21 protein-coding genes are annotated in these 20,248 nt (G+C 59.2%); 11 read left to right on the top strand and 10 right to left on the bottom strand.

Annotated features, from left to right (window positions below):
* Positions 1-152 precede the first annotated feature (152 nt).
* Complete coding sequence (locus AC07V8_RS19210; RefSeq protein WP_494679315.1) at positions 153-1,400, top strand: MFS transporter; 1,248 nt, start codon at positions 153-155, stop codon at positions 1,398-1,400.
* 327 nt (positions 1,401-1,727) lie between these two features.
* Here the strand turns inward: AC07V8_RS19210 and AC07V8_RS19205 are convergent, their stop codons facing one another.
* Positions 1,728-2,297: an elongation factor P gene (locus AC07V8_RS19205; RefSeq protein ID WP_061939317.1), complete on the bottom strand. Its 570-nt coding sequence runs from the start codon at positions 2,295-2,297 to the stop codon at positions 1,728-1,730.
* Positions 2,298-2,435: 138 nt separating this feature from the next.
* The gene (gene earP, locus AC07V8_RS19200; RefSeq protein WP_494679449.1) at positions 2,436-3,593 is read right to left on the bottom strand and encodes an elongation factor P maturation arginine rhamnosyltransferase EarP; all 1,158 of its coding nucleotides are present in this window, start codon (positions 3,591-3,593) and stop codon (positions 2,436-2,438) included.
* 97 nt (positions 3,594-3,690) lie between these two features.
* On the opposite strand from earP, the gene AC07V8_RS19195 reads away from it, so the two are divergent.
* From AC07V8_RS19195 to AC07V8_RS19180, 4 genes are all read left to right on the top strand, one after another.
* Positions 3,691-3,942 carry a hypothetical protein gene (locus tag AC07V8_RS19195; RefSeq protein ID WP_494679314.1) on the top strand — a complete coding sequence of 84 codons (252 nt, stop codon included), beginning with the start codon at positions 3,691-3,693 and terminating at the stop codon, positions 3,940-3,942.
* 637 nt (positions 3,943-4,579) lie between these two features.
* Positions 4,580-4,852, top strand: a complete 273-nt coding sequence (locus AC07V8_RS19190) for a helix-turn-helix domain-containing protein (RefSeq protein WP_494679313.1) — start codon at positions 4,580-4,582, stop codon at positions 4,850-4,852.
* Between the two features lie 162 nt (positions 4,853-5,014).
* Positions 5,015-5,767: a cytochrome b/b6 domain-containing protein gene (locus tag AC07V8_RS19185; protein ID WP_494679312.1), complete on the top strand. Its 753-nt coding sequence runs from the start codon at positions 5,015-5,017 to the stop codon at positions 5,765-5,767.
* A 1-nt stretch (position 5,768) separates the two neighbouring features.
* Positions 5,769-6,551, top strand: a complete 783-nt coding sequence (locus tag AC07V8_RS19180) for a molybdopterin-dependent oxidoreductase (protein ID WP_494679311.1) — start codon at positions 5,769-5,771, stop codon at positions 6,549-6,551.
* On the opposite strand, the gene AC07V8_RS19175 is transcribed toward AC07V8_RS19180, so the two are convergent.
* On the bottom strand, positions 6,518-6,751 hold the full coding sequence (locus AC07V8_RS19175) for a DUF2867 domain-containing protein (protein ID WP_494679310.1): 234 nt from the start codon (positions 6,749-6,751) through the stop codon (positions 6,518-6,520). The genes AC07V8_RS19180 and AC07V8_RS19175 overlap by 34 nt on opposite strands.
* Positions 6,752-7,236: 485 nt before the next feature.
* Here AC07V8_RS19175 and adh point away from each other — a divergent pair, with 485 nt between their 5' ends.
* The 3 genes from adh (at position 7,237) to AC07V8_RS19160 (ending at position 11,266) form a co-directional block, all read left to right on the top strand.
* On the top strand, positions 7,237-8,757 hold the full coding sequence (gene adh / locus AC07V8_RS19170) for an aldehyde dehydrogenase (protein ID WP_494679309.1): 1,521 nt from the start codon (positions 7,237-7,239) through the stop codon (positions 8,755-8,757).
* 78 nt (positions 8,758-8,835) lie between these two features.
* Positions 8,836-9,234, top strand: a complete 399-nt coding sequence (locus AC07V8_RS19165) for a DUF779 domain-containing protein (protein ID WP_494679308.1) — start codon at positions 8,836-8,838, stop codon at positions 9,232-9,234.
* Positions 9,235-9,355: 121 nt separating this feature from the next.
* The gene (locus AC07V8_RS19160) at positions 9,356-11,266 is read left to right on the top strand and encodes a sigma-54-dependent Fis family transcriptional regulator (protein WP_494679307.1); all 1,911 of its coding nucleotides are present in this window, start codon (positions 9,356-9,358) and stop codon (positions 11,264-11,266) included.
* A gap of 19 nt (positions 11,267-11,285) precedes the next feature.
* On the opposite strand, the gene AC07V8_RS19155 is transcribed toward AC07V8_RS19160, so the two are convergent.
* From AC07V8_RS19155 to AC07V8_RS19130, 6 genes are read right to left on the bottom strand one after another with little or no spacing between them, the layout of a single operon-like run.
* Positions 11,286-11,801: a DUF2867 domain-containing protein gene (locus tag AC07V8_RS19155; protein WP_494679306.1), complete on the bottom strand. Its 516-nt coding sequence runs from the start codon at positions 11,799-11,801 to the stop codon at positions 11,286-11,288.
* Positions 11,798-11,971, bottom strand: a complete 174-nt coding sequence (gene cydX / locus AC07V8_RS19150; RefSeq protein ID WP_061540764.1) for a cytochrome bd-I oxidase subunit CydX — start codon at positions 11,969-11,971, stop codon at positions 11,798-11,800. Before cydX ends, AC07V8_RS19155 begins: the two co-directional genes overlap by 4 nt.
* Positions 11,972-11,992: 21 nt before the next feature.
* Positions 11,993-13,132: a cytochrome d ubiquinol oxidase subunit II gene (cydB, locus tag AC07V8_RS19145; protein ID WP_494679305.1), complete on the bottom strand. Its 1,140-nt coding sequence runs from the start codon at positions 13,130-13,132 to the stop codon at positions 11,993-11,995.
* A gap of 12 nt (positions 13,133-13,144) precedes the next feature.
* Positions 13,145-14,731, bottom strand: a complete 1,587-nt coding sequence (locus AC07V8_RS19140) for a cytochrome ubiquinol oxidase subunit I (RefSeq protein ID WP_494679304.1) — start codon at positions 14,729-14,731, stop codon at positions 13,145-13,147.
* The gene (gene cydP, locus AC07V8_RS19135) at positions 14,728-14,955 is read right to left on the bottom strand and encodes a cytochrome oxidase putative small subunit CydP (protein WP_494679303.1); all 228 of its coding nucleotides are present in this window, start codon (positions 14,953-14,955) and stop codon (positions 14,728-14,730) included. Before cydP ends, AC07V8_RS19140 begins: the two co-directional genes overlap by 4 nt.
* Positions 14,956-14,962: 7 nt before the next feature.
* Positions 14,963-15,622 carry a GbsR/MarR family transcriptional regulator gene (locus AC07V8_RS19130; RefSeq protein ID WP_494679302.1) on the bottom strand — a complete coding sequence of 220 codons (660 nt, stop codon included), beginning with the start codon at positions 15,620-15,622 and terminating at the stop codon, positions 14,963-14,965.
* A gap of 302 nt (positions 15,623-15,924) precedes the next feature.
* On the opposite strand from AC07V8_RS19130, the gene ppa reads away from it, so the two are divergent.
* The gene (gene ppa / locus AC07V8_RS19125; RefSeq protein ID WP_062114092.1) at positions 15,925-16,464 is read left to right on the top strand and encodes an inorganic diphosphatase; all 540 of its coding nucleotides are present in this window, start codon (positions 15,925-15,927) and stop codon (positions 16,462-16,464) included.
* 124 nt (positions 16,465-16,588) lie between these two features.
* Positions 16,589-16,732, top strand: a complete 144-nt coding sequence (locus tag AC07V8_RS19120) for a hypothetical protein (RefSeq protein ID WP_494679301.1) — start codon at positions 16,589-16,591, stop codon at positions 16,730-16,732.
* Positions 16,733-16,783: 51 nt separating this feature from the next.
* On the opposite strand, the gene AC07V8_RS19115 is transcribed toward AC07V8_RS19120, so the two are convergent.
* On the bottom strand, positions 16,784-17,959 hold the full coding sequence (locus tag AC07V8_RS19115) for a GNAT family N-acetyltransferase (RefSeq protein WP_494679300.1): 1,176 nt from the start codon (positions 17,957-17,959) through the stop codon (positions 16,784-16,786).
* A 137-nt stretch (positions 17,960-18,096) separates the two neighbouring features.
* Between AC07V8_RS19115 and AC07V8_RS19110 the strand changes: the two genes are divergently transcribed.
* Positions 18,097-20,151: an NAD(+) synthase gene (locus AC07V8_RS19110; protein ID WP_494679299.1), complete on the top strand. Its 2,055-nt coding sequence runs from the start codon at positions 18,097-18,099 to the stop codon at positions 20,149-20,151.
* Positions 20,152-20,248: the final 97 nt, after the last annotated feature.

The following is a 20,248-nucleotide window of genomic DNA, read 5'->3' as shown; positions in this document are numbered from 1 at the left end:
TAATCGGGGCGCATCGCATTGCATTGCTTCGATGCCATCGTAGTGCAGCCGGCGAGCGGTAGTGGTGGCGGGGCAGGGCCGGCTGGTCTGAATCAATTTTTTATTCGGCTTATTTAAGCGCTGGTCTTGGACCAGGCGCAGGGGAGTTTTACATGGAAAAAAATCTGGCGGCGCTCAGTGCGCAAAACGACAGCCTTCTGGATATGCCGGCTCATGCGGCCAGCGCTGCATCGCCGCTGCGCTCCTGGCTGTCGGTGGTGTCGGTGGCGATAGGCGCTTTTGCTTTCGTGACGACGGAATTCCTGCCGGTGGGTTTGCTGCCGCAGATCGCCAGCGATCTTGGCGTCTCGCCGGGCACCGCGGGCCTGATGGTGACCACGCCCGGCATCATCGCCGCCATTTCGGCGCCGGGCCTGATGCTGGGAGCGGGTCGCATCGACCGCCGCTTCATCCTGCTGGCCTTGTCGATCCTGCTGCTGACATCGAACCTGGTGTCTGCCTTTGCGCCCAGTTTCGGCATCATGCTGCTGGGGCGCGCCTTGCTGGGGGCGGCCCTGGGCGGCTTCTGGACCCTGGCGCTGGCGACCGCGGGGCGGCTGGTGCGGCAAGAGCACGCGGCCAAGGCGACGGCGATGATACTCAGCGGCGTTACCTTCGCTACCGTGATCGGCGTGCCGCTCGGCACCTTCATCAGCGGCCTGTATTCCTGGCGCGCATCGTTCATCGCCACCGGCGCGCTGGCGGCGCTGGCCTTGGCGGCGCAGGCTTTGCTATTGCCGGCCTTGCCGTCGAAAGCGGCAATCCGTTTCGGCGACCTGCGCGCCTTGCTGAGCCGGGCGACTGCCCGCAAGAGCTTGCTGATGGTGGCGCTGGTGTTTGGCGCGCATTTCTCGTCCTACACCTATGTCACGCCTTTCCTGGCGCAAAACAATTTCAGCCTGTCGGCGATTACCTCGGTATTGCTGGGCTTCGGTTTTGTCGGCTTTATCGCCAACCTGGCGATCTCGACGGCCGTGACGCGTCATCTGCAGGCTTCGCTGTTCGCCATGGTGGCGATCCTGCTGGTCGCTTTGGCGACATTGCCGCTGGTGCATGCATCGCCGGCCGCGGTGGCCGTGATGGTGCTGGCCTGGGGCGTCGCCTTCGGCGCGATTCCGCTCTGCCTCAGCATCTGGCTGCAGCTCTCTTCGCCGGATTTGCCGGAAGCCGGTTCGGCGCTGTTCGTCAGCATCGTCCAAGTGGCGATTGCGCTCGGTTCGTTCACCGGCGGCGTGGTGGTCGATGCGGTAGGGATTTCCGCCACGCTGTGGCTGGGCGGGTTCCTGGCGCTGACCAGCCTGGCGGTGATTGCCAGTTTCGGCATGGGCAACAAGAAGCTGGCGGAAGTACTCAGTAAGTAAAAGACCATGCAAGAAGCCGGGCCGGTCAGTCGTTAAGGCCGCTTCGTCTTGCTGGCTTCGCTTGGTTAGCGCAGGCCGGCTTTGAATCCCGATAGTTGCGCTTGTCTGCCTGGGCGGGCAAGTGAGTTGAATTGAGCGATCATTCAAATAGCAATATTGCTTTAATCCCGGATTTGATTTCCGCATCCAGGGGATTGATGATTGCGAGGCGTTGTCTGTCGCCTTGTCGCCAATGAGAGCGGGGTTGAATATTCATTTTAATAAAATGTTTTGGCGAAAAAAAACGCTGCGCATGATCGGCAGCGTTTTGGCAAGCAGAAGGGGCTATTAAGCGCGCTTCTTGAACTCGTTGGTGCGTGTGTCGATTTCGATCATGTCGTCGGAGCTGACGAACAACGGCACCATGACGATGTGCTGGTTGGCTTCGATGGCGTTTTCAATCTTGGCTTCTTTCAGGACGTTGCCCGAAGTGTTGCCCTTGACCGCTGGCTCCGAGTAGACCACCTGGCGCTGGATCGTGGTCGGCAGTTCGACCGAGATTGCCTTGCCGTCGTAAAACACGGCTTCGCATTCCATGCCGTCTTTCAGGTAGTGCAGGGCGTCGCCCAGGTTTTCTTCTTCGATTTCGTATTGTTCGTAGTCGGCGTCCATGAACACGAACAGCGGATCGGCGAAGTACGAATAGGTGACCGGCTTCTTGTCGAGCACGACCACGTCGAACTTGTCGTCGCCGCGGAAAACGTTTTCCATCGGGGCGTTGGTCAGCAGGTTCTTCAGTTTCCACTTGTAAGTGAAGCCCGTGCGGCTCGAACCGTTGACGTCGGAGCGCAGAACGATCATGGGCTTGCTGTCAACCATGATGATGTTGCCGACACGAATTTCTTTTGCTGGTTTCATAGCGAATATACGTAAAAAGTAGGTTGCATAAAAATCATCTGTAGCCTACTGGCAGGAAGCACCGCAAGCCCACGTATGATTGAATTTTAGAATGCGTCAAAAATTAGCCCTATATTTTAACCCATTTTTCCATGCCCCTTACTTAACTGTTTCGGCGAACTTGCATAAATTGGTGGCCAGATCGCCATTTGCCAGCAATTGGCCCTCCCAATTTGTGGATAATCTGGCAATTTCCGGCAGGTCAGCCTCAAACCGGCGCCATGCCACGTTCCAGTCGACGGCTTCGCCGGCGGCGCCGTTCCATCCCAGGGCGAAGGCAATCAGGCTGGGGGTTTTTGCGCTGGTGGCTTGCAGGAAGGCGTTCAGCTTGACGTGATGCAAGTCCTTGTCTTGCGGGTAGATATGCCAGATGAACGGCTTTGCCGCCCACTGCGCGCGCACGAAGGAATCCTCGCCGCGGACGAAATTGAGGTCGCAGGCCCATAGCAGCTTGTCGTAATCGGGCTGCGGCACGAAGGGCAGCACGCGCACGGTCAGCGCGCCGCGGGTGGCGCTGGCGCCTGCGGTCGCGGCTTGTCCGAGAAATGCCTGGACCGCATCGGCAGCCACGCCTTCCGGCACCAGGCAGGTGATCGTCCGGCCGCTGTTTTGCCAGGTTGCGAACAGCTCGGCAACCGGGGCCTGGGGATAGCAGAACAGGGAAACCTTGGTCGCCGTCATCTCGGCCGGGGTTACGCCGAACTGTCCAAGAAAGGCGCTCATCGCCCTTGCATCCTGCTGGAACGCCTGGCGCTGCCGGAGCAATCCGGATTCCAGCGGCAAGCCGCCGGTGCGGCTGGTGAAACCGGGGAAGAAGAAATATTTGACCAGGGAACGCGGCTGCGTCGACGGCAAGGCGTGGCAGCCTTCCACCCATGCTTCCGCGCTCAATCCTTCCAGGTTCAGCCACACCGGACGCGGACTGCGTTCCGACATGGCCTTGATATAGCCGGGTGGGATGTCGCAGGCAAAAAACTCGATCACGATATCGGCCACATCCTGCGCGCTGAATACGCCTTGCTGATCGCGCCAGTGGCGTACCGTGACCCCGCTGATCAGCTGCAGCTCGCGGTCGACCTCGACTTCCGGGCAAATCCGCCGGAAGCTCGGCAAGTCGTCGACCCACAGGGTCACGGCAATCCCATGTTCCTGTTCCAGCTGCCGCGCCAGGCGCCAGCAGATGCCGATGTCGCCATAGTTGTCGACGACTTTGCAAAACAGGGCTAGCGATGTTTGTGTCTGTTGATGGTCCAAGATTCAAATTCCAGCGTGATGAGTTTTTTTATTGCCGACGGTTTTGCATTCGGCCGTGTAATGTAATAATGCCGTCCCCGTATGATACTGGACTTGAAAGATGATTAATGAGCGCGACCTGATTGCCAGCTTAACGTTGGCGCTGATCGATCTGGCAGGAGCGGTGGCGCAGATAGCGGAAACCATGCCCGAGCATAGCAAGGCGCAAATCAACGACTCGCTGAACGTAGCGGTGACCAAGCTGGAGCAGGTGGCGCTAGCCATCAGCGCGGACGATGACGCCGACGCGGAGAGTCCGGCTCCGCCTGAAGCCGGACAGGAGTTGCCGGAAACAGCGGCGGTGCCTATCTGAAAATGATCGACAGCTTGTCCGGACTACGGAAGGTGATGCTTTGCCGCCATTCGAGCTTGCGGAGCGCCAGCGCAAAATCGCGGCGGCAGGGCGCCCTAAGAGGGTGTTTATGATCTTCTGAAAAAGGGGCGCCAGAAACGCCTGATGGCCAACAACGTATGGCAGCAGGTCTTGGCATTCATGCTACGGAGGACCTCGGGTATTCTCCGGACCAAGTCACTATCAGCGATCACTAGCCACCCACCAGGTCTGGCGACAACCTCCCCCGGATCACGGACGACTGGGCAGCAATCATGCCTGACCTGGCTGGCCAACACCCCCGAGAATTGAGGTCTGTATATGGCAGCGGGCAAACTGCTGCGGCAACTGCTCGACTTGATTGCCGACCAGACCTATCAACATCGTGAAAATCTCTCAAAGCTGCGAAGACCTGGAAGAAAACCGCGCAAGGCCATGCGTCAAAAAAATTGCTGAATTTTCCAAAGCGCGGTCGAAGGTATCAAGAAATTCGATATTCACAATCTATTTCATCTGGTTGTTTTGATATTTTCAAAAAGGTACTCTGAAAATGAATAGATCGATATTCAAGCATTGCCGGCAAGTGCATTTGAAATTTACTACCTTCGGTTAAATAACCGTGCCGCAGAAGTCCAAGTGCCTGACCGAACTGACCGAAACCGAGGACAAGACCTTGCGGCGACTGTCGGTCAACTATAAACATTGTGATATTCGTACCCATGCGGTCGACGTGATGCTTCGCGCTCGCAAAACGACACTGAACGAGATTGCCGCAACGTTTGGCGTGAGCAGACAATCGGTTTGCAACATGGGCCACGCCTGGCACGGCTATGGCCTGTGCGGATTGCTGGTCGGAATGACGGGCGTTGTGGAGAAATTCTGTAGAGCATAGTCAGGTGCGAAATCTTGAAGCAAGGTGGTCAGAGCGGACATGGCAGACAGTGAAATAAAACTCACACTATCGACCATATTATTTTAACTTGGGTGGATTGACTGACGCGGTGGTGTTGGGACATTTTTTTGCTGAAAAACTGAGAGAGAAATGGAGCAGGATATGCGTGACAACCACAAAATGGAACTAGGTGCTGGGCGTCCTTTATGGCTACGTGTCTGCCACTGGGGCATTGCCATCAGCATCCTGACACTCGCCTTCTCGGGTGTCATTATTTTGATGTCACATCCTCGACTTTATTGGGGTAATGTAGGTAACGATTTGACAGCTGCCCTGATTGAACTCCCGTTGGGCCCAAATTATAAACATGGCGGTTGGAGTCTGCCGACACATTTTTTCTCCACCGCAGGGCCGATCACTCAATCGCGCATCTTTGAGATATTTAACGAGAACGCTTGGGCGCGAAGCTTGCATTTTCTGGTTGCTTGGTTTCTTGTAACGGCATTCTCTGTTTATCTGACAGCCGGCCTTATTAGCGGACATATATGGAAGAAATTGATTCCCACACGTTCGGAATTGGATTTGCGCCGTATTTGGCCCGACCTAAAAGCACATGTGCTGACTAAAGTTCCAGCGTCGGCAGGTGTGCAACCCTATGGCCTTATCCAGAAATGCGCCTATCTGACTGTGATTTTTCTGGCATTGCCCACAATGGTGCTAACCGGTCTCTCGATGTCCCCGGCTGTGACCGCTGCGTATCATTTTCTCCCTGATATGTTTGGCGGAGCACAGTCTGCCCGCACTATTCATTTTTGTGTTCTTTGCTTTCTCCTTTTGTTTTTCATCATCCATATCGTGATGGTAATTGTCACGGGATTTGTTCGTCAGGTTAAAGCTATGATCTGGAGTAATTGAAATGAAGATTCTTAAACCGAACAGTCCAAAATTGTTCACAAGACGACAAGCACTTATCGCGGGTTTGGCAACCGTTGGCGGCGTTATGTTGGCACAAAGGTCGGAAGAGATTCCAACCTACGGCAATATTTTGAGGATGGGAGATAATTTTACCTATAGGGCACAACGCTTGCTGTTGCCTAGGGAATCTCTGGTGCGTGAATATGAACGCAGCGATATTACATCTATGCCAGCAGTGGAGACAACGGACCCAGGTAACGCGGCGCAGTCGTCATATAGCCAAGAATACGGCCCACTATACGAGCGTTTGAAAGCCGGAGATTTCGAAAATTGGAAACTATCTGTCGAGGGGTGTGTTGCGCGGCCAGGCATGTATTCTTTGGCCGATCTCAAACGCTTGCCGTCCCGCAGACAGATAACGAAACACACCTGTGAAGAAGGTTGGTCGGCAATTACGGAGTGGACTGGTACACCACTTCGGCTCCTGCTTGAGGCTGCTGGCATGCTTCCCAATGCTCGGTTTGTGAATTTTTACGCTTTTGACTCAGTGGCTGATAGCATCGATATGATTGACGCTCTGCATCCGCAAACGATTTTGGCGTACGGCATGAATGGTCGCGGTCTTCCACTTGGCCATGGAGCCCCGTTACGGTTAAGGGTTGAAACCCAAGTAGGCTATAAGAGCATGAAATATATCAGGCGGATTTATGTAGCTGATAAATATGATGATATGGGTCCTGACGGATGGATTCAGAAAGGTTGGTCTTGGCATGCCGGCATTTGACTTTTTCGCTGACGATTGTCCGGCAGGTAGGGCACGATCAGCCAGCGGAAGGGCATGACCGCCGCCGGATTGGCACGTCCCGGCAGCTTGTTGAACTTGACTAAGGTGGAGACCGTTACTTGGGCCGCGGCCGGACTGTCCGGCACGCCCCTGACGCTGATGTGCACATCCAAATGACTGCCGTCGAATCCCTGCGCCACCTACGCTCCGATTGCACTACCAGCGGAAAGCCACCCATCGTATGCTGTGTCGGGCGTGGATCATCCAAGCCAATTCCTTGTAAGGAAATTCGACAGCGTGTGTGCGCAGGAAAAGATCAAGTGTCTGGAATTGCAAGCCCATGAATGCCCCTGTCAGCTTGCGTTGAGAGAGCTAGAATGCGGCAGCGTGCAGTGCAACATCGGAGACCGTGGAGCGGGGCCTTGGGATTGTCTACTGTCAAATTTATAGCTGTCGGATTGCTAACCTGGTGTTGTATTTCGCAGCAGATGTGCCGCGCCACTGTTCAATAACTGAACATTTTCCTGGCGTCCAGGCATCCATCCGAAACGGATATTCCCCTCTCTTGTCTGGTGTCTGGCGGCGCGTGGCGCGCGCCGCCAGCTGGCACGTTCATTGCGCCATGTCGGGTGTAGTTTGTAACTATCCATCCTAGACAATGACTCCAACCAGGCCAGAGGACGACATGAATCTCGCAGACATCAGCAAGCTAGCTACCCGCAATCCATTCAAGCAACGTTACGACAATTTCATCGGCGGCAAGTTTGTGCCGCCGGTCAAGGGCGAGTATTTCGAGAATGTCAGTCCGGTGATCGGTAAGACCTTCTGCGAAATCGCCCGTTCCAGCGCGGAAGACATCGAACTGGCGCTGGACGCCGCCCATGCCGCCAAGGCCGCCTGGGGCAAGACCTCGCCGGCCGAGCGCGCCAACATCCTCAACAAGATCGCCGATCGCATGGAAGCCAACCTGGAATTGCTGGCGATCGCCGAAACCATCGACAACGGCAAGCCGATCCGCGAAACCACCGCCGCCGACATTCCGCTGGCGATCGACCATTTCCGCTATTTTGCCGGCTGCATCCGCGCTCAGGAAGGTTCGGTCGCGACCATCGACGACCAGACCTATGCCTATCATTTCCATGAACCGCTGGGCGTGGTCGGCCAGATCATTCCCTGGAATTTCCCGATCCTGATGGCGGTGTGGAAGCTGGCGCCGGCGCTGGCGGCCGGCAATTGCGTGGTGATCAAGCCGGCCGAGCAGACGCCGGCCTCGATCATGGTCTGGATCGAGCTGGTGCAAGACCTGCTGCCGCCCGGCGTCCTGAACATCGTCAACGGTTTCGGCCTGGAAGCCGGCAAGCCGCTGGCCTCCAGCAAGCGCATCGCCAAGATCGCATTCACCGGCGAAACCACCACCGGCCGCCTGATCATGCAATATGCCTCGCAAAACATCATTCCGGTGACGCTGGAACTGGGCGGCAAATCGCCGAACGTGTTCTTTGCCGATGTGATGGACCAGGACGATGCTTTCTTCGACAAATGCCTGGAAGGCTTCGCCATGTTTGCGCTGAACCAGGGCGAGGTCTGCACCTGTCCTTCGCGCGCGCTGATCCAGGAGTCGATCTACGAGCGCTTCATGGAGCGCGCGTTGAAACGGGTCAAGGCCATCAAGCAGGGCAATCCGCTCGACAGCGCAACCATGATCGGCGCCCAGGCGTCGCAGGAGCAACTGGAAAAGATCATGTCTTACATCGACATCGGCAAGCAGGAGGGCGCCAAGCTGATCACCGGCGGTGCGCGCAAGCAGCTGGGCGGCGATTTCGAAGCCGGCTTCTACGTCGAACCGACGGTATTCGAAGGCAATAACAAGATGCGCATCTTCCAGGAAGAAATCTTCGGCCCGGTGCTGTCGGTGACCACCTTCAAGGATGAGGAAGAGGCGCTGGCGCTGGCCAACGACACTTTGTACGGCCTCGGCGCCGGCCTGTGGACGCGCGACGGCTCGCGCGCCTTCCGCATGGGGCGCGCGATCCAGGCCGGCCGCGTCTGGACCAATTGCTATCACCTGTATCCGGCCCATGCGGCGTTCGGCGGCTACAAGCAATCCGGCATCGGCCGCGAAAACCACAAGATGATGCTGGATCACTACCAGCAGACCAAGAACCTGCTGGTCAGCTACAGCCCTGATGCCTTGGGCTTTTTCTAAAGCCGCGGCGGTCCTGCCGGCCCAGCGGCAGGCAGGACCATTTTTGCCATCAATTGTGTGCTACCTGCAAGGCCAATCATGCCCTCGATTATCGCCCGCGTCAGCGCCACCGCCGCCGCACTCGACCTGTTGCGCAGCCTCAGGAAAAAGCACGGCCCGGTGATGTTCTTTCAATCGGGCGGCTGCTGCGACGGCAGCTCGCCCATGTGCTACGCGCTCGGCGATTTCCAGGTCGGCGATGCCGACGTCTACCTGGGCGACCTGGACGGCACGCCGTTCTACATCGGCGCCGAGCAGTTTGAATACTGGAAGCACACCCAGCTGATCATCGATGTCGTGCAGGGCAACGGCGGCATGTTTTCCCTGGAAAACGGCAGCGGCCTCAGGTTTCTGAGCCGCTCGCGCTTGTTCAGCGACGACGAATATGCCAGGGTGGCCGAAACGCCTTTGCTATTAGGTAGCCAGTCTGGCAACTGACGTTGCCGCCCGCAGTTTAATCACATCGATAGCCATTCGAAGGTAGACTAAGGGCTAATTACCTCTAGAGGCGCGTCAGCGCCCGACGCAAAGGCGGGCATTGCCGGCCGAAGGAGACCCGATGAGTGAGCTGTCATGCAACAGGCCGGCCGAGCGCTTTGCGCTGGCGGCCAGCGACCCCGGCGTGATTGAGAAATCGCACCAGCGTTCCAGCGCGTACGGCCTGGCTCGGCAGGACAAGCCCGATATCGGGCCGCTCGGGGCGGCTTCCCTGTCCTTGCTGCTGGAGCAGAACCACGCGCTGTACACGCATGCCTTGCCGGTCATGGAAACGCTCTACGAGCAGATCATCAATACCCACAACATGGTGCTGCTGACCGATGCCAGCGGCGTCATCGTGCATGCGCTGGGCGACGACGATTTCCTGGTCAAGGCCGAACGGGTGGCGCTGAATCCGGGCGTGGCCTGGTCCGAACAAAGCAAGGGCACCAACGCCATCGGCACCGCGCTGGCGGAGCGGGCGCCGACCACGGTGCATGCCGACGCTCATTATCTGCAGGCCAACCATTTCCTGACTTGTTCGGCGGCGCCGATCTTCGACCACCAAGGCAAGATCCTCGGCGTGCTGGATGTCAGCGGCGACCGCGACAGCTATCACAAGCACACCATGGCGCTGGTGCGGATGTCGGCGCAGATGATCGAGAACCAGCTGTTTACCGCCGCGTTTGAAAATGCGGTCGCCCTGCATTTCCACAGCCGGCCCGAATTCGTCGGCACGCTGATGGAGGGCATCGCCTGCTTTACGCCGGGCGGGCGCTTCCTGTCCGCCAACCGCAGCGCCTTGTTCCAGCTCGGCTTGCCGCTGACGGCATTGCAGTCGCATACCTTCAGCTCGCTGTTCGGCTTGCCGGTATCGACCCTGTTCGATCATTATCGAACGGCGGCGCCTGGCTTGCTTGATCTTTGCCTGCACAGCGGCGTCAGAGTGTCTGCGAAAGCAGAGCTGCGGCTGTCGAACAGCGTGTTCCAGCATTTCAGCGAAGTCCGCCCCGCGGCGGATGCCGCCGCGCCGGCGCTGTCGAAATCGCCGCCGCGTCTCTCCAGCCTGCGTTACCTGAATACCGGCGATCCGCAGATGGCGGCGCTGATCGGCAAGCTGGACAAGGTAAGAGGGCGCGACATTCCGGTGCTGATCACCGGTGAAACCGGCACCGGCAAGGAATTGCTGGCGCAGGCGATCCACAACGATTCGCCGCGCCGGCATGGCGCATTCGTCGCGGTCAATTGCGCATCGATTCCGGAAACGCTGATCGAATCCGAGCTGTTCGGCTATGAAGAGGGAGCATTTACCGGCGCCCGGAAAAAAGGCGGCCAGGGCAAGATCCTGCAAGCCAACGGCGGCACCTTGTTCCTGGACGAAATCGGCGACATGCCGCTGGCCCTGCAGGCGCGCCTGTTGCGCGTGCTGCAGGAACGGATGGTGACGCCGCTGGGCAGCACCAAGTCGATTCCGGTCAACCTGGCGCTGATCTGCGCCACCAACCGCAATCTGCGCGAGCTGATTGCCGCCAGCCTGTTCCGCGAGGACCTGTACTATCGCCTGAACGGGCTGGTGGTCAAGCTGCCGCCCTTGCGCGAACGTTCCGACCTCGAGGCCATCGTCAACAAGCTGCTGCTGGAGGAGCCCGGCGGCGAGCCTTGCTGTACGGTTGCGCCAGAGATCATGGCGCTGTTCCATCGCCACGGCTGGCCGGGCAATTTCCGCCAGTTGAGCAACCTGCTCAGGACTGCGGTGGTGATGGCCGGCGCCGACCGCGTGATCCGGCTGGAGCACTTGCCTGACGATTTCCTGGAAGATATGCAGGCGCTGGCGCCGGCAACGCTTAACGCTGCCGGTCGCGGCAGTCTGGAAGATCTGGCGCAAACGGCTGTAAGGCAGGCGTTTGAGGCCAGCGGCGGCAACGTTTCCGCTACCGCCAAGGCCCTGGGTGTGTCGCGCAATACGGTGTACCGCAAACTGCACCTGCGCTGAAAGCGTTCGCCGGTCGCGTTCAGGAAGGATGTTGCTGGAAACGTGCATGTTCCAGCAGATGGCGCACGATCAGCCGATGGAAGGGCATGATCGTCGCCAGATAGGCGCGTCCCGCCGGGTTGTTGGTCTTGACTATGGTCGAGACCGTCACTTGCGTCGCCTCCGGGCCGTCCGGCGCGACCCTGATGCTGATGCGGAAATCCAGATGGCGGTCGTCAAATCCCAGCACCACTTCGCGCTCCGATTGCGTCACCAGCGGAAAGCCGCCAACCGTCTGCTGCGATGCGTGCGGATCGTCGACGCCGATATCCACCGTGCGCAGCCGGAACAGCCGCACCACGCGGTTGCGGGTCGCCACCAGTTGCTTGATCCAGCCCGGCGGATGCTTGATGATGGCGTCGGCGGCATGCCTGGCGCTCAGTCCTGGCAGGCCGGCCCGCACCTGGTAGGCATCGACAAAATCATGGCCTGGCAAGAGCGCTTCGCAATCCGCGCTGGGTGCAACCAGGTTTGCCACGGCATAGGCGGCGCTCATTTCTTGCGCGCCCGTGCTTGTTCATGCTCGGCCGCAGCGCTTTCAAAGCGCTCGCGCGTGGTTTCTTCGTCGCGGCTGCCGAAGGCGTAGTTGGCTTCCAGCCACATGACGTTGATGATGCCGAACGCCAGCGCCAGGCCGACTCCTAATATCCATGCGAAATACCACATAATCTTCTCCTGTCTGTGCGCTTAGTAAGCAGTGTGTTGGTTGTCTTCGATATGCTTGAGCGTGACCTTGCCGCGCATGACACGGTACACCCAGCTTGTATAAAGCATGATGATTGGCAGCATGACGACTACTACCCAGAACATGATGCCAAGTGTCTTGTGGCTCGATACAGCGTCCCAGATCGTCAGGCTGCTGTTGGGGTCGAGCGAGGACGGCATGATGAACGGGAACAGCGAGGCGCCGGCGGTGAGGATGATGGCGGTGACGCAAAAGCCGCTTGAGAGAAAGGCGGCCATGGCCTTGTTGGCGGCGCTGAACATCACGCACAGCAAAGCGCCGGCGACGGCGATGCCAGGCAGGGCCCAGATCGCAGGCCAGCGCGCGTAGTTGTCGAACCAGGCGCCGTTGGCCGTAGCGACGGTCTTGACGATCGGCATGAAGGCGCTGTTGGCGTCCGGCATGGCAGTGATGCGATAGCCGTGGATGCCGAAGGCGACCCAGAAACCGCCGGCTACGAACAGCAGCACCGTCACCAGTCCGGCAACCTTGGCGACGCCGCGCGCCCGCTGGGCGATCAGGGCATCGGTCTTGACCTGCAGGTAAGCGGCGCCGTGCATCAGCAGCATGGCCACGCTCAGCAGGCCGGCCAGCAAGCCGAAGGGATTGAGCAGCTGGAAGAAGTTGCCGGTGTATTCGACCCGCATGGTGTCGTCGTAATGGAAAGGCACGCCGAGGAACAGGTTGCCGAAGGCGACGCCGAAAATGAGCGGCGGCACGAACCCGCCGGCGAACAGGCCCCAGTCCCAGGCATTGCGCCAGCGCGTGTCGGCCACCTTGCTGCGGTAGTCGAAGCCGACCGGGCGGAAGAACAGCGAGAACAGCAGCAGCATCAAGGCGACATAGAAGCCCGAGAACGCAGCACCGTAGACCAGCGGCCAGGCCGCGAAAATGGCGCCGCCGGCGACGATGAACCAGGTCTGGTTGCCTTCCCAGGTGCTGCCTATCGAATTGATGACGACCCGGCGTTCGCCGTCGGTCTTGCCGATGAAGGGCAGCATCATGCCGACCCCGAAGTCGAAGCCGTCAGTGAGGGCGAAGCCGATCAGCAGCACGCCGACGAAGCCCCACCAGATTACTTTCAAGGTTTCATAGTCAAACATGGCGGTTTCTCCTTATGCCTTGGCGGTCGAGCCGGTGGTTGATGCTTCCAGGCGTTCCCAGTGGTACTTGCCGGTATGCAGGCTGCTCGGGCCGCGGCGGGCGTATTTCACCATCAGTATCATTTCAATGATGAACAGGAAGCCATAGAAACCGAGGAAGCCGGCCAGGCTGAAGTAGAGGCTGCCAGGCTGCAGGGTCGAGGCAGACAGATGGGTCGGCAGCACACCCGAGATGGTCCACGGCTGGCGGCCGTACTCGGCGAGCAGCCAGCCCAGCTCGATCGCTACCCACGGCAGCGGGATGCTGTACACCGCCAGGCGCAGCAGCCAGCGCTGCTTGGCCAGCTGCTTGCGGATCAGGAAGTAGAACGAGCAGGAGAAGATGAACAGAAACAGCATGCCCAGCCCGACCATCAGCCGGAACGACCAGAACATCGGCGCAATTTTCGGGAAAGTGTCGTTGACCGCCATGGCGATCTGTTCCGGGGTGGCGTCGATCACGTTCGGCGTGTACTTCTTCAGCAGCAAGCCGTAGCCGAGATCGTCTTTCAGCTTGTCGAAGGCTGCCACCGCCTCGGGCGACTTGTCGCCGCCTTTCAGGCGGGTGAGGGCGGCGTAGGCCAGCATGCCGTTGCGGATGCGTACTTCATGCTCTTTCTTCAAGTCCTGGATGCCGGTGATCTGCTTGTCGGCCGAGCGAGTGCCGATCAGGCCCAGCACATACGGGATCTTGACGGCATAGTCGGTGCGCTGTTCTTTCTCGTTCGGCCAGCCGACCACGGTGATGCCGGCCGGCGCCGGCTCGGTATGCCATTCGGCTTCCATCGCGGCCATCTTGACCTTGTTCACTTCGCCCGCGGTATAACCGGATTCGTCGCCCAGCACGATCACCGACAGGACCGAGGCCAGGCCGAAGCCGGCCGCGATCGCAAACGAGCGCAGGGCGAAGGCGGTGTCGCGGCCGCGCAGCAGATAAAAAGCGGAGATGCCCAGTACGAACATCGAAGCGGCGACATAGCCTGCGGACAGGGTGTGCACGAACTTCACCTGCGCCACCGGATTGAAGATGACGTCGATGATGCTGGTCAGTTCCATGCGCATGGTTTCATAGTTGAACTCGGCGCCGACCGGATTGTTCATCCAGCCGTTGGCGATCAGGATCCACAGAGCCGACAGGCTGGAGCCGAACGCCACCAGGAAGGTGATCAGCAGATGCTGAACCCGCGACAGGCGGTCCCAGCCGAAGAAGAACAGGCCGACGAAGGTCGATTCGAGGAAGAAGGCCATCATCCCTTCGATCGCCAGCGGCGTGCCGAAGATGTCGCCGACATAGTGCGAGTAATACGACCAGTTGGTGCCGAACTGGAATTCCAGGGTGATGCCGGTGGCGATCCCCATGGCGAAGTTGATGCCGAACAGCTTGCCCCAGAAGCGTGTCATGTCCTTGTAGATCGGGCTGCCGGTCATGACATAGACCGATTCCATGATGACCAGGATCCACGCCAGCCCGAGGGTGAGCGGCACGAACAGAAAATGGAACATCGCAGTCGCAGCGAACTGCAGACGCGACAGGGCGACGACTTCATCGATAGGAATCATTGGCGGGCCTCAGAAGGGGGGAGATGGGAAGGGATTGCGGCGGGCTGCGGACTGAGCATGTGCTGTTCTACAAGGTCGGTCGGCATGCGCATTTTCTTGGTCTGCGGCTCGGAAAAGAAAGCTTTCCAGAGCACGGTCAGCAGCGCAATCTTGACGATCAGGATCAGGGTGATCTCGACCGCCAGCGGCAGGCGCGTCAGGCGTTTGTTCAAGGCGAAAGACATAGGGCGTCTACTCCTTCAGCTTGGCGTTCTGGTGCACATCGGGGTGATCGTTGCTGCTCTTGGTCTTGCTGCCCGAGCCAGGCATGCGGAACTTGTCGCGTACATCCAGCAGTTTCTTGACCTTGGAACCCATCTTCATCAGCGAAGCCAGGGTTTCCGGCGAGAGCCGCTGCACATCGTCAAACCAGGAACTGGACAGCTCGATCAGGTTGTACATTTCGCGCATCCGTTGCTGCGCCTGCTGGTCGGTCTCGTTGGCAGGGGTTTCCAGCAGCGCATCGCGCAACATCGATAAGGTCGGCTCGATTTCGCGGCGCCGGCGTTCTTCCAGCAAAGTCTTGAAAATGTCCCAGATATCTTTCGGCGGTTCGAAATACTCGCGGCGATCGCCGGGGTGATGCAGCAGCTTGACCAGGCGCCACGACTGCAATTCCTTCAGGCCCATGCTGACGTTGGAGCGGGAAAACGTCAGGTACTCGGCAATCTGGTCGGCATTCAAAGGTTGCCCCAGGACATAAAGTAACGCATAAATCTGCCCAACGGTGCGATTGATGCCCCAGCGGCTGCCCATTTCGCCGAAGTGTGAGATGAAGCGCTGGGTGAGTGGCGTCAAAGGCGTGAGCGGAGCGTTGGCGGTGGGGGTGTTGCCGGATGGGATGGTGTGCATGGTATTTTGAATTTTCAGTAATTACTGAAATATAAGATAAAACAGGAATGCTTGCAAGGAGCATGTTGTACCGCATCATTTACTGCGATTAGTGTTTTGCCTGCAACGAAGCGCCGCCTAATTGTTGAAAAGATATCGTCCTGCAGCAACATAAGTCGATGTTGCATCGCACGATAGGGCTATCAGCCGTTATAATTTCGGGTTAGCAAGGTGCATTGCGGACGCCGGGGCCTATGCCTGGCGTCGCCAAACTCCAACGCACCACATTGTTTTTGATTTTTTATTATTGACGAGAGCACACCATGAGTCTGAATCAAGTATCGGCCGGGCGCGATTTGCCAAACGATTTCAACGTCATCATCGAAATCCCGATGAATGCCGATCCGATCAAATACGAAGTAGACAAGGAATCCGGCGCGATTTTCGTGGATCGCTTCATGGGCACTGCGATGCACTACCCGTGCAACTACGGCTATATCCCGCAAACCTTGTCGGAAGACGGCGACCCGGTCGACGTGCTGGTGATCACGCCGTTCCCGCTGTTCCCGGGCGTGGTGGTGCGCTGCCGTCCGGTGGGCGTGCTGAAGATGTCGGACGAAGCCGGCCAGGACGCCAAGCTGCTGGCGGTGCCGGTCGACAAGGTGCTGAGCATCTACACCCACTGGCAAAAGCCGGAAGACATGAATGAACTGCGCCTGAAGCAGATCCAGCATTTCTTCGAGCACTACAAGGATCTGGAAAAGGGCAAATGGGTCAAGATCGACGGCTGGTTCGGCCCTGACGAAGCGCGCAAGGAAATCCTGGCGGGCGTCGAGGCTTACAAGAAGTCCATCGCGGCGTAATTTGCTGCAACGCCGGCCATCCGGCGTTGTTTGATGTTGAAAAGCGCACCGCGGTGCGCTTTTTTCATGACCTGGCGGTTTTCCGTAGGGTGGGCAGATTTTCTGCCCACGCTGGATTCGCTCCTTGAATGATCGACGTTCCGCGTGGGCGCAGGCGGCCGCCGAACTGGTCGGGATTTATCTGCCGAACCGTTATCTGTCGTCCAAGGCCAGGCTGTTCCTCGACGCCGTCGAGCAGGGGTTGAGCCCCATCACCGCCGGCGCCTGAGCGCTGGCAACGGACGTCCGCCGAGCCGGTAAAGAGGTATGGATTGTTGAGTCAGGGTGGGGCAGAACGGAAGGGATTGCGGTCGTTCAGCTCATCCATGTAGCTGTCGATGCCGTCCGATTCCCGTTCCAGGAAATTCGCCACCGCATCGGCAAAACCCGGATGCGCCAGCCAGTGCGCCGACCAGGTTTTCTGCGGCAAGAAGCCGCGCGCCATCTTGTGCTCGCCCTGGGCGCCGCCTTCGAAGCAGGCGATCTGTTGCTCGATGCAGAATTCCAGCGGCTGGTAGTAGGCGGTTTCAAAATGCAGGCAGGGCACGAATTCCAGCGCGCCCCAGTAGCGGCCGTACAGGGTCTGTTCGGTATGGATCAGCAGCGATGAAGCAATCGGCCGGCCGTCGCGCTCGGCCACGATCAGCAGGATGTTGTGCGGCATGCTGGCGCCGATGCGCAGGAAGAAATCCAGGTTGAGGTAGGGCGTGGAGCGGTGCTCGGCGTAGGTGCGCGCATAGCAGCGGTTGAAAAACGCCCAGTCCGCTTCCGTGGCGTCGACGCCGCGCACCCGGCGCAGGCGCACGCCGGCCTCGGCCACCTTGCGCCGCTCGGCCGCGATGTTCTTGCGCTTCTTGCGCTCCAGCGTCGCGAGGAACTGATCGAAATCGCGATAGCCGGGATTGAGCCAATGGAACTGCACGCCGCTGCGCAGCATGAAGCCGGCCTGCTGCAAGGCTTCGGCCTGTTCCGCCGGGGGATACAGGATGTGGGTGGACGAAGTCTGGGTATCGCGCCGCAGTGCCTGCAGCACCTTGAGCAGCGCCGCCCGCGCGGTGGCGTCGCGCGCCAGCAGGCGGCCGCCGGTCACCGGCGTGAACGGAATCGCCGACAGCAGCTTGGGATAGTATTCCAGGCCGTTGCGCTGGTAGGCGTCGGCCCAGGCCCAGTCGAACACGTATTCACCGTAGGAATGGTATTTGACGTACAAGGGCAGCGCCGCCGCCAGCTGTCCGGCCTGGTCCCACAAGGTGAGGTACTGCGGCTGCCAGCCCGATTTTTCCGAAGCGCTGCCGCTTTCGTGCAAGGCGTGCAGGAAAGCGAAAGAGAGGAAAGGATTGGCGTCGGCTTGCAAGCCCAGCAGTTCGTCCCATGCCGCCTGGCCGACTTCGCTCAGCGAGGCGACGATGCGGGTGGCGAACTGGCCGGTATTCTGTACTGTTGTGGTATTGGTCAAGGACTGGACGAGCCGTGAATGGGGATGAGGGCGAAAAAGGGAAGTTTAGCAGCATCCCCACCGCTCTGCCGCGCCATCCTGAGCAGAGGGCATTACATGCGATAATTGAAAGCATCACGCAGAGCGCAGGAAGAATGATGACAACCAATAAATTTCTCAACCTTTACTCCCATGATTTCGCGCGCGTCGCGGTCGCCGTGCCCAATTGCCGGGTGGCCGATCCGGCTTTCAATGCCGCCGAAACCATCCGCCTGGCGCGCCGGGCCCAAGAGCAGGGCGCCGTGCTGGTAGCATTTCCGGAGCTGGGTTTGTCTGCCTATACCTGCGACGACCTGTTTCACCAGCGCGCCTTGCTGGATGCTTGCGAAGCGGCGCTGGCCGACGTGGTGGCGGCTTCGGCCGAACTGTCGCTGGCGATGATCGTCGGCCTGCCTTTGCGGGTTGAGCATCAGTTGTTCAATTGCGCGGCTGTCGTGGCCGGCGGCCGGATCCAGGGCATCGTGCCGAAAAGCTATCCGCCCAACTACGGCGAGTTTTACGAATTGCGCCAATTCAGTCCTGCCGAAAACACCGCGGTGCGCGAGATCCCGCTGCTGGGGGCCAAGGTGCCCTTCGGCGCCGGCTTGCTGTTCGAGGTCGCCAACCTGCCGCTGCTGCGCTTCCATGCCGAGATCTGCGAAGACGTCTGGGTGCCGATTCCGCCATCGTCGTTTGCCGCGCTGGCCGGCGCCAGCGTGCTGGTGAATCTGTCCGCATCCAATGCGCTGGTGGGGAAAGCCGCTTATCGTCACCAGCTGGTTGCCCAGCAATCCGCGCGCTGCGTGTCGGCCTATTTGTTCACCTCGGCCGGCAAGGGCGAATCGTCGACCGACCTGGCCTGGGACGGCCAGGCCCTGATCTATGAAAACGGCGAACTGCTGGCGGAATCAGAACGCTTCCTGGACGCCTCGCATCTCATTTTTGCCGATATCGACCTGGAGCGCCTGTCGCGCGAACGCATGCGGCAGACCACCTTCGGCCAGTCGGTGCGGCGCCATGCGGCGGAAGTGGCGAAATTCGATGTAGTGCGTTTTGAACTGGCGCTGCCGCTCAGCCAGGCCTTGCCGCTGGAACGCAAGGTCGAGCGCTTCCCCTATGTGCCGGCCGACAGCAAACGGCGCGACGAGCGCTGCACCGAGGTCTACAACATCCAGGTGCAGGCGCTGGTGCAGCGGCTCTCCTCCAGCAAGCTGTCCAAGGTGGTGATCGGCGTCTCCGGCGGGCTCGATTCGACCCACGCCTTGCTGGTCTGCGCCAAGGCCATGGATCGCCTGGACCTGCCGCGTTCCAATATCCTGGCTTACACCATGCCCGGTTTCGCCACCAGCGACCGCACCTTGCAGCAGGCGCGGCAACTGATGCAGGTGGTCGGCAGCACGGCGGCGGAAATCGACATCCGCCCGAGCTGCCTGCAAATGCTGAAGGACCTCGGCCATCCCTATGCCGCCGGCCAGGAGCAGTACGACATCACCTTTGAAAACGTCCAGGCGGGGGAGCGCACCAACCACCTGTTCCGGCTGGCCAATTTCCATCACGCCATCGTGATCGGCACCGGCGACCTGAGCGAGCTGGCGCTGGGCTGGTGCACTTACGGCGTGGGCGATCACATGTCGCATTACAACGTCAACGCCAGCGTGCCGAAGACCCTGATTTCCCATCTGGTGCGCTGGGTGGCCGACACCGGCGCCATCGGCTATCTCGGTTCCGATGTCTTGCTGAATGTGCTCAATACCGAAATCAGCCCGGAACTGGTGCCGGGCAAGGCCAGCGGCAAGCCGGAGCAGATCACGGAAAACGTCATCGGCCCTTACGAATTGCAAGACTTCAATCTGTATTACATACTGCGCTATGGCTTTGCGCCCTCGAAAGTCGCTTTTCTGGCCTACACGGCGTGGCACGACAAGAGCAAGGGCAGCTGGCCGCATGAGGATAAAGCCGTCGCCAGGAACCAGTACGACCTGGCGGCCATCAAGCGCAACCTGGGGATTTTCCTCGACCGCTTTTTCCGCAGCAGCCAGTTCAAGCGGTCCTGCGTGCCGAACGCGCCCAAGGTCGGCAACGGCGGTTCCTTGTCGCCGCGCGGCGACTGGCGTGCGCCCAGCGATTCGGAAGCGACAGTATGGCTGGATGATCTGGCGAAGATTCCGGACTGAGCGCATGACAGTTCAGTCCGTGTTGCATAACTCTCCTAAAAACAGAGTTATTGATTGCCGCGTATAGACAAATAGAGTTTTTCATATACTCTACGAG

The sequence above is a fragment of the Collimonas sp. GW821-FHT02H07 genome (assembly GCF_059421505.1).
This window is presented reverse-complemented; position numbering and strand designations above follow the sequence as displayed.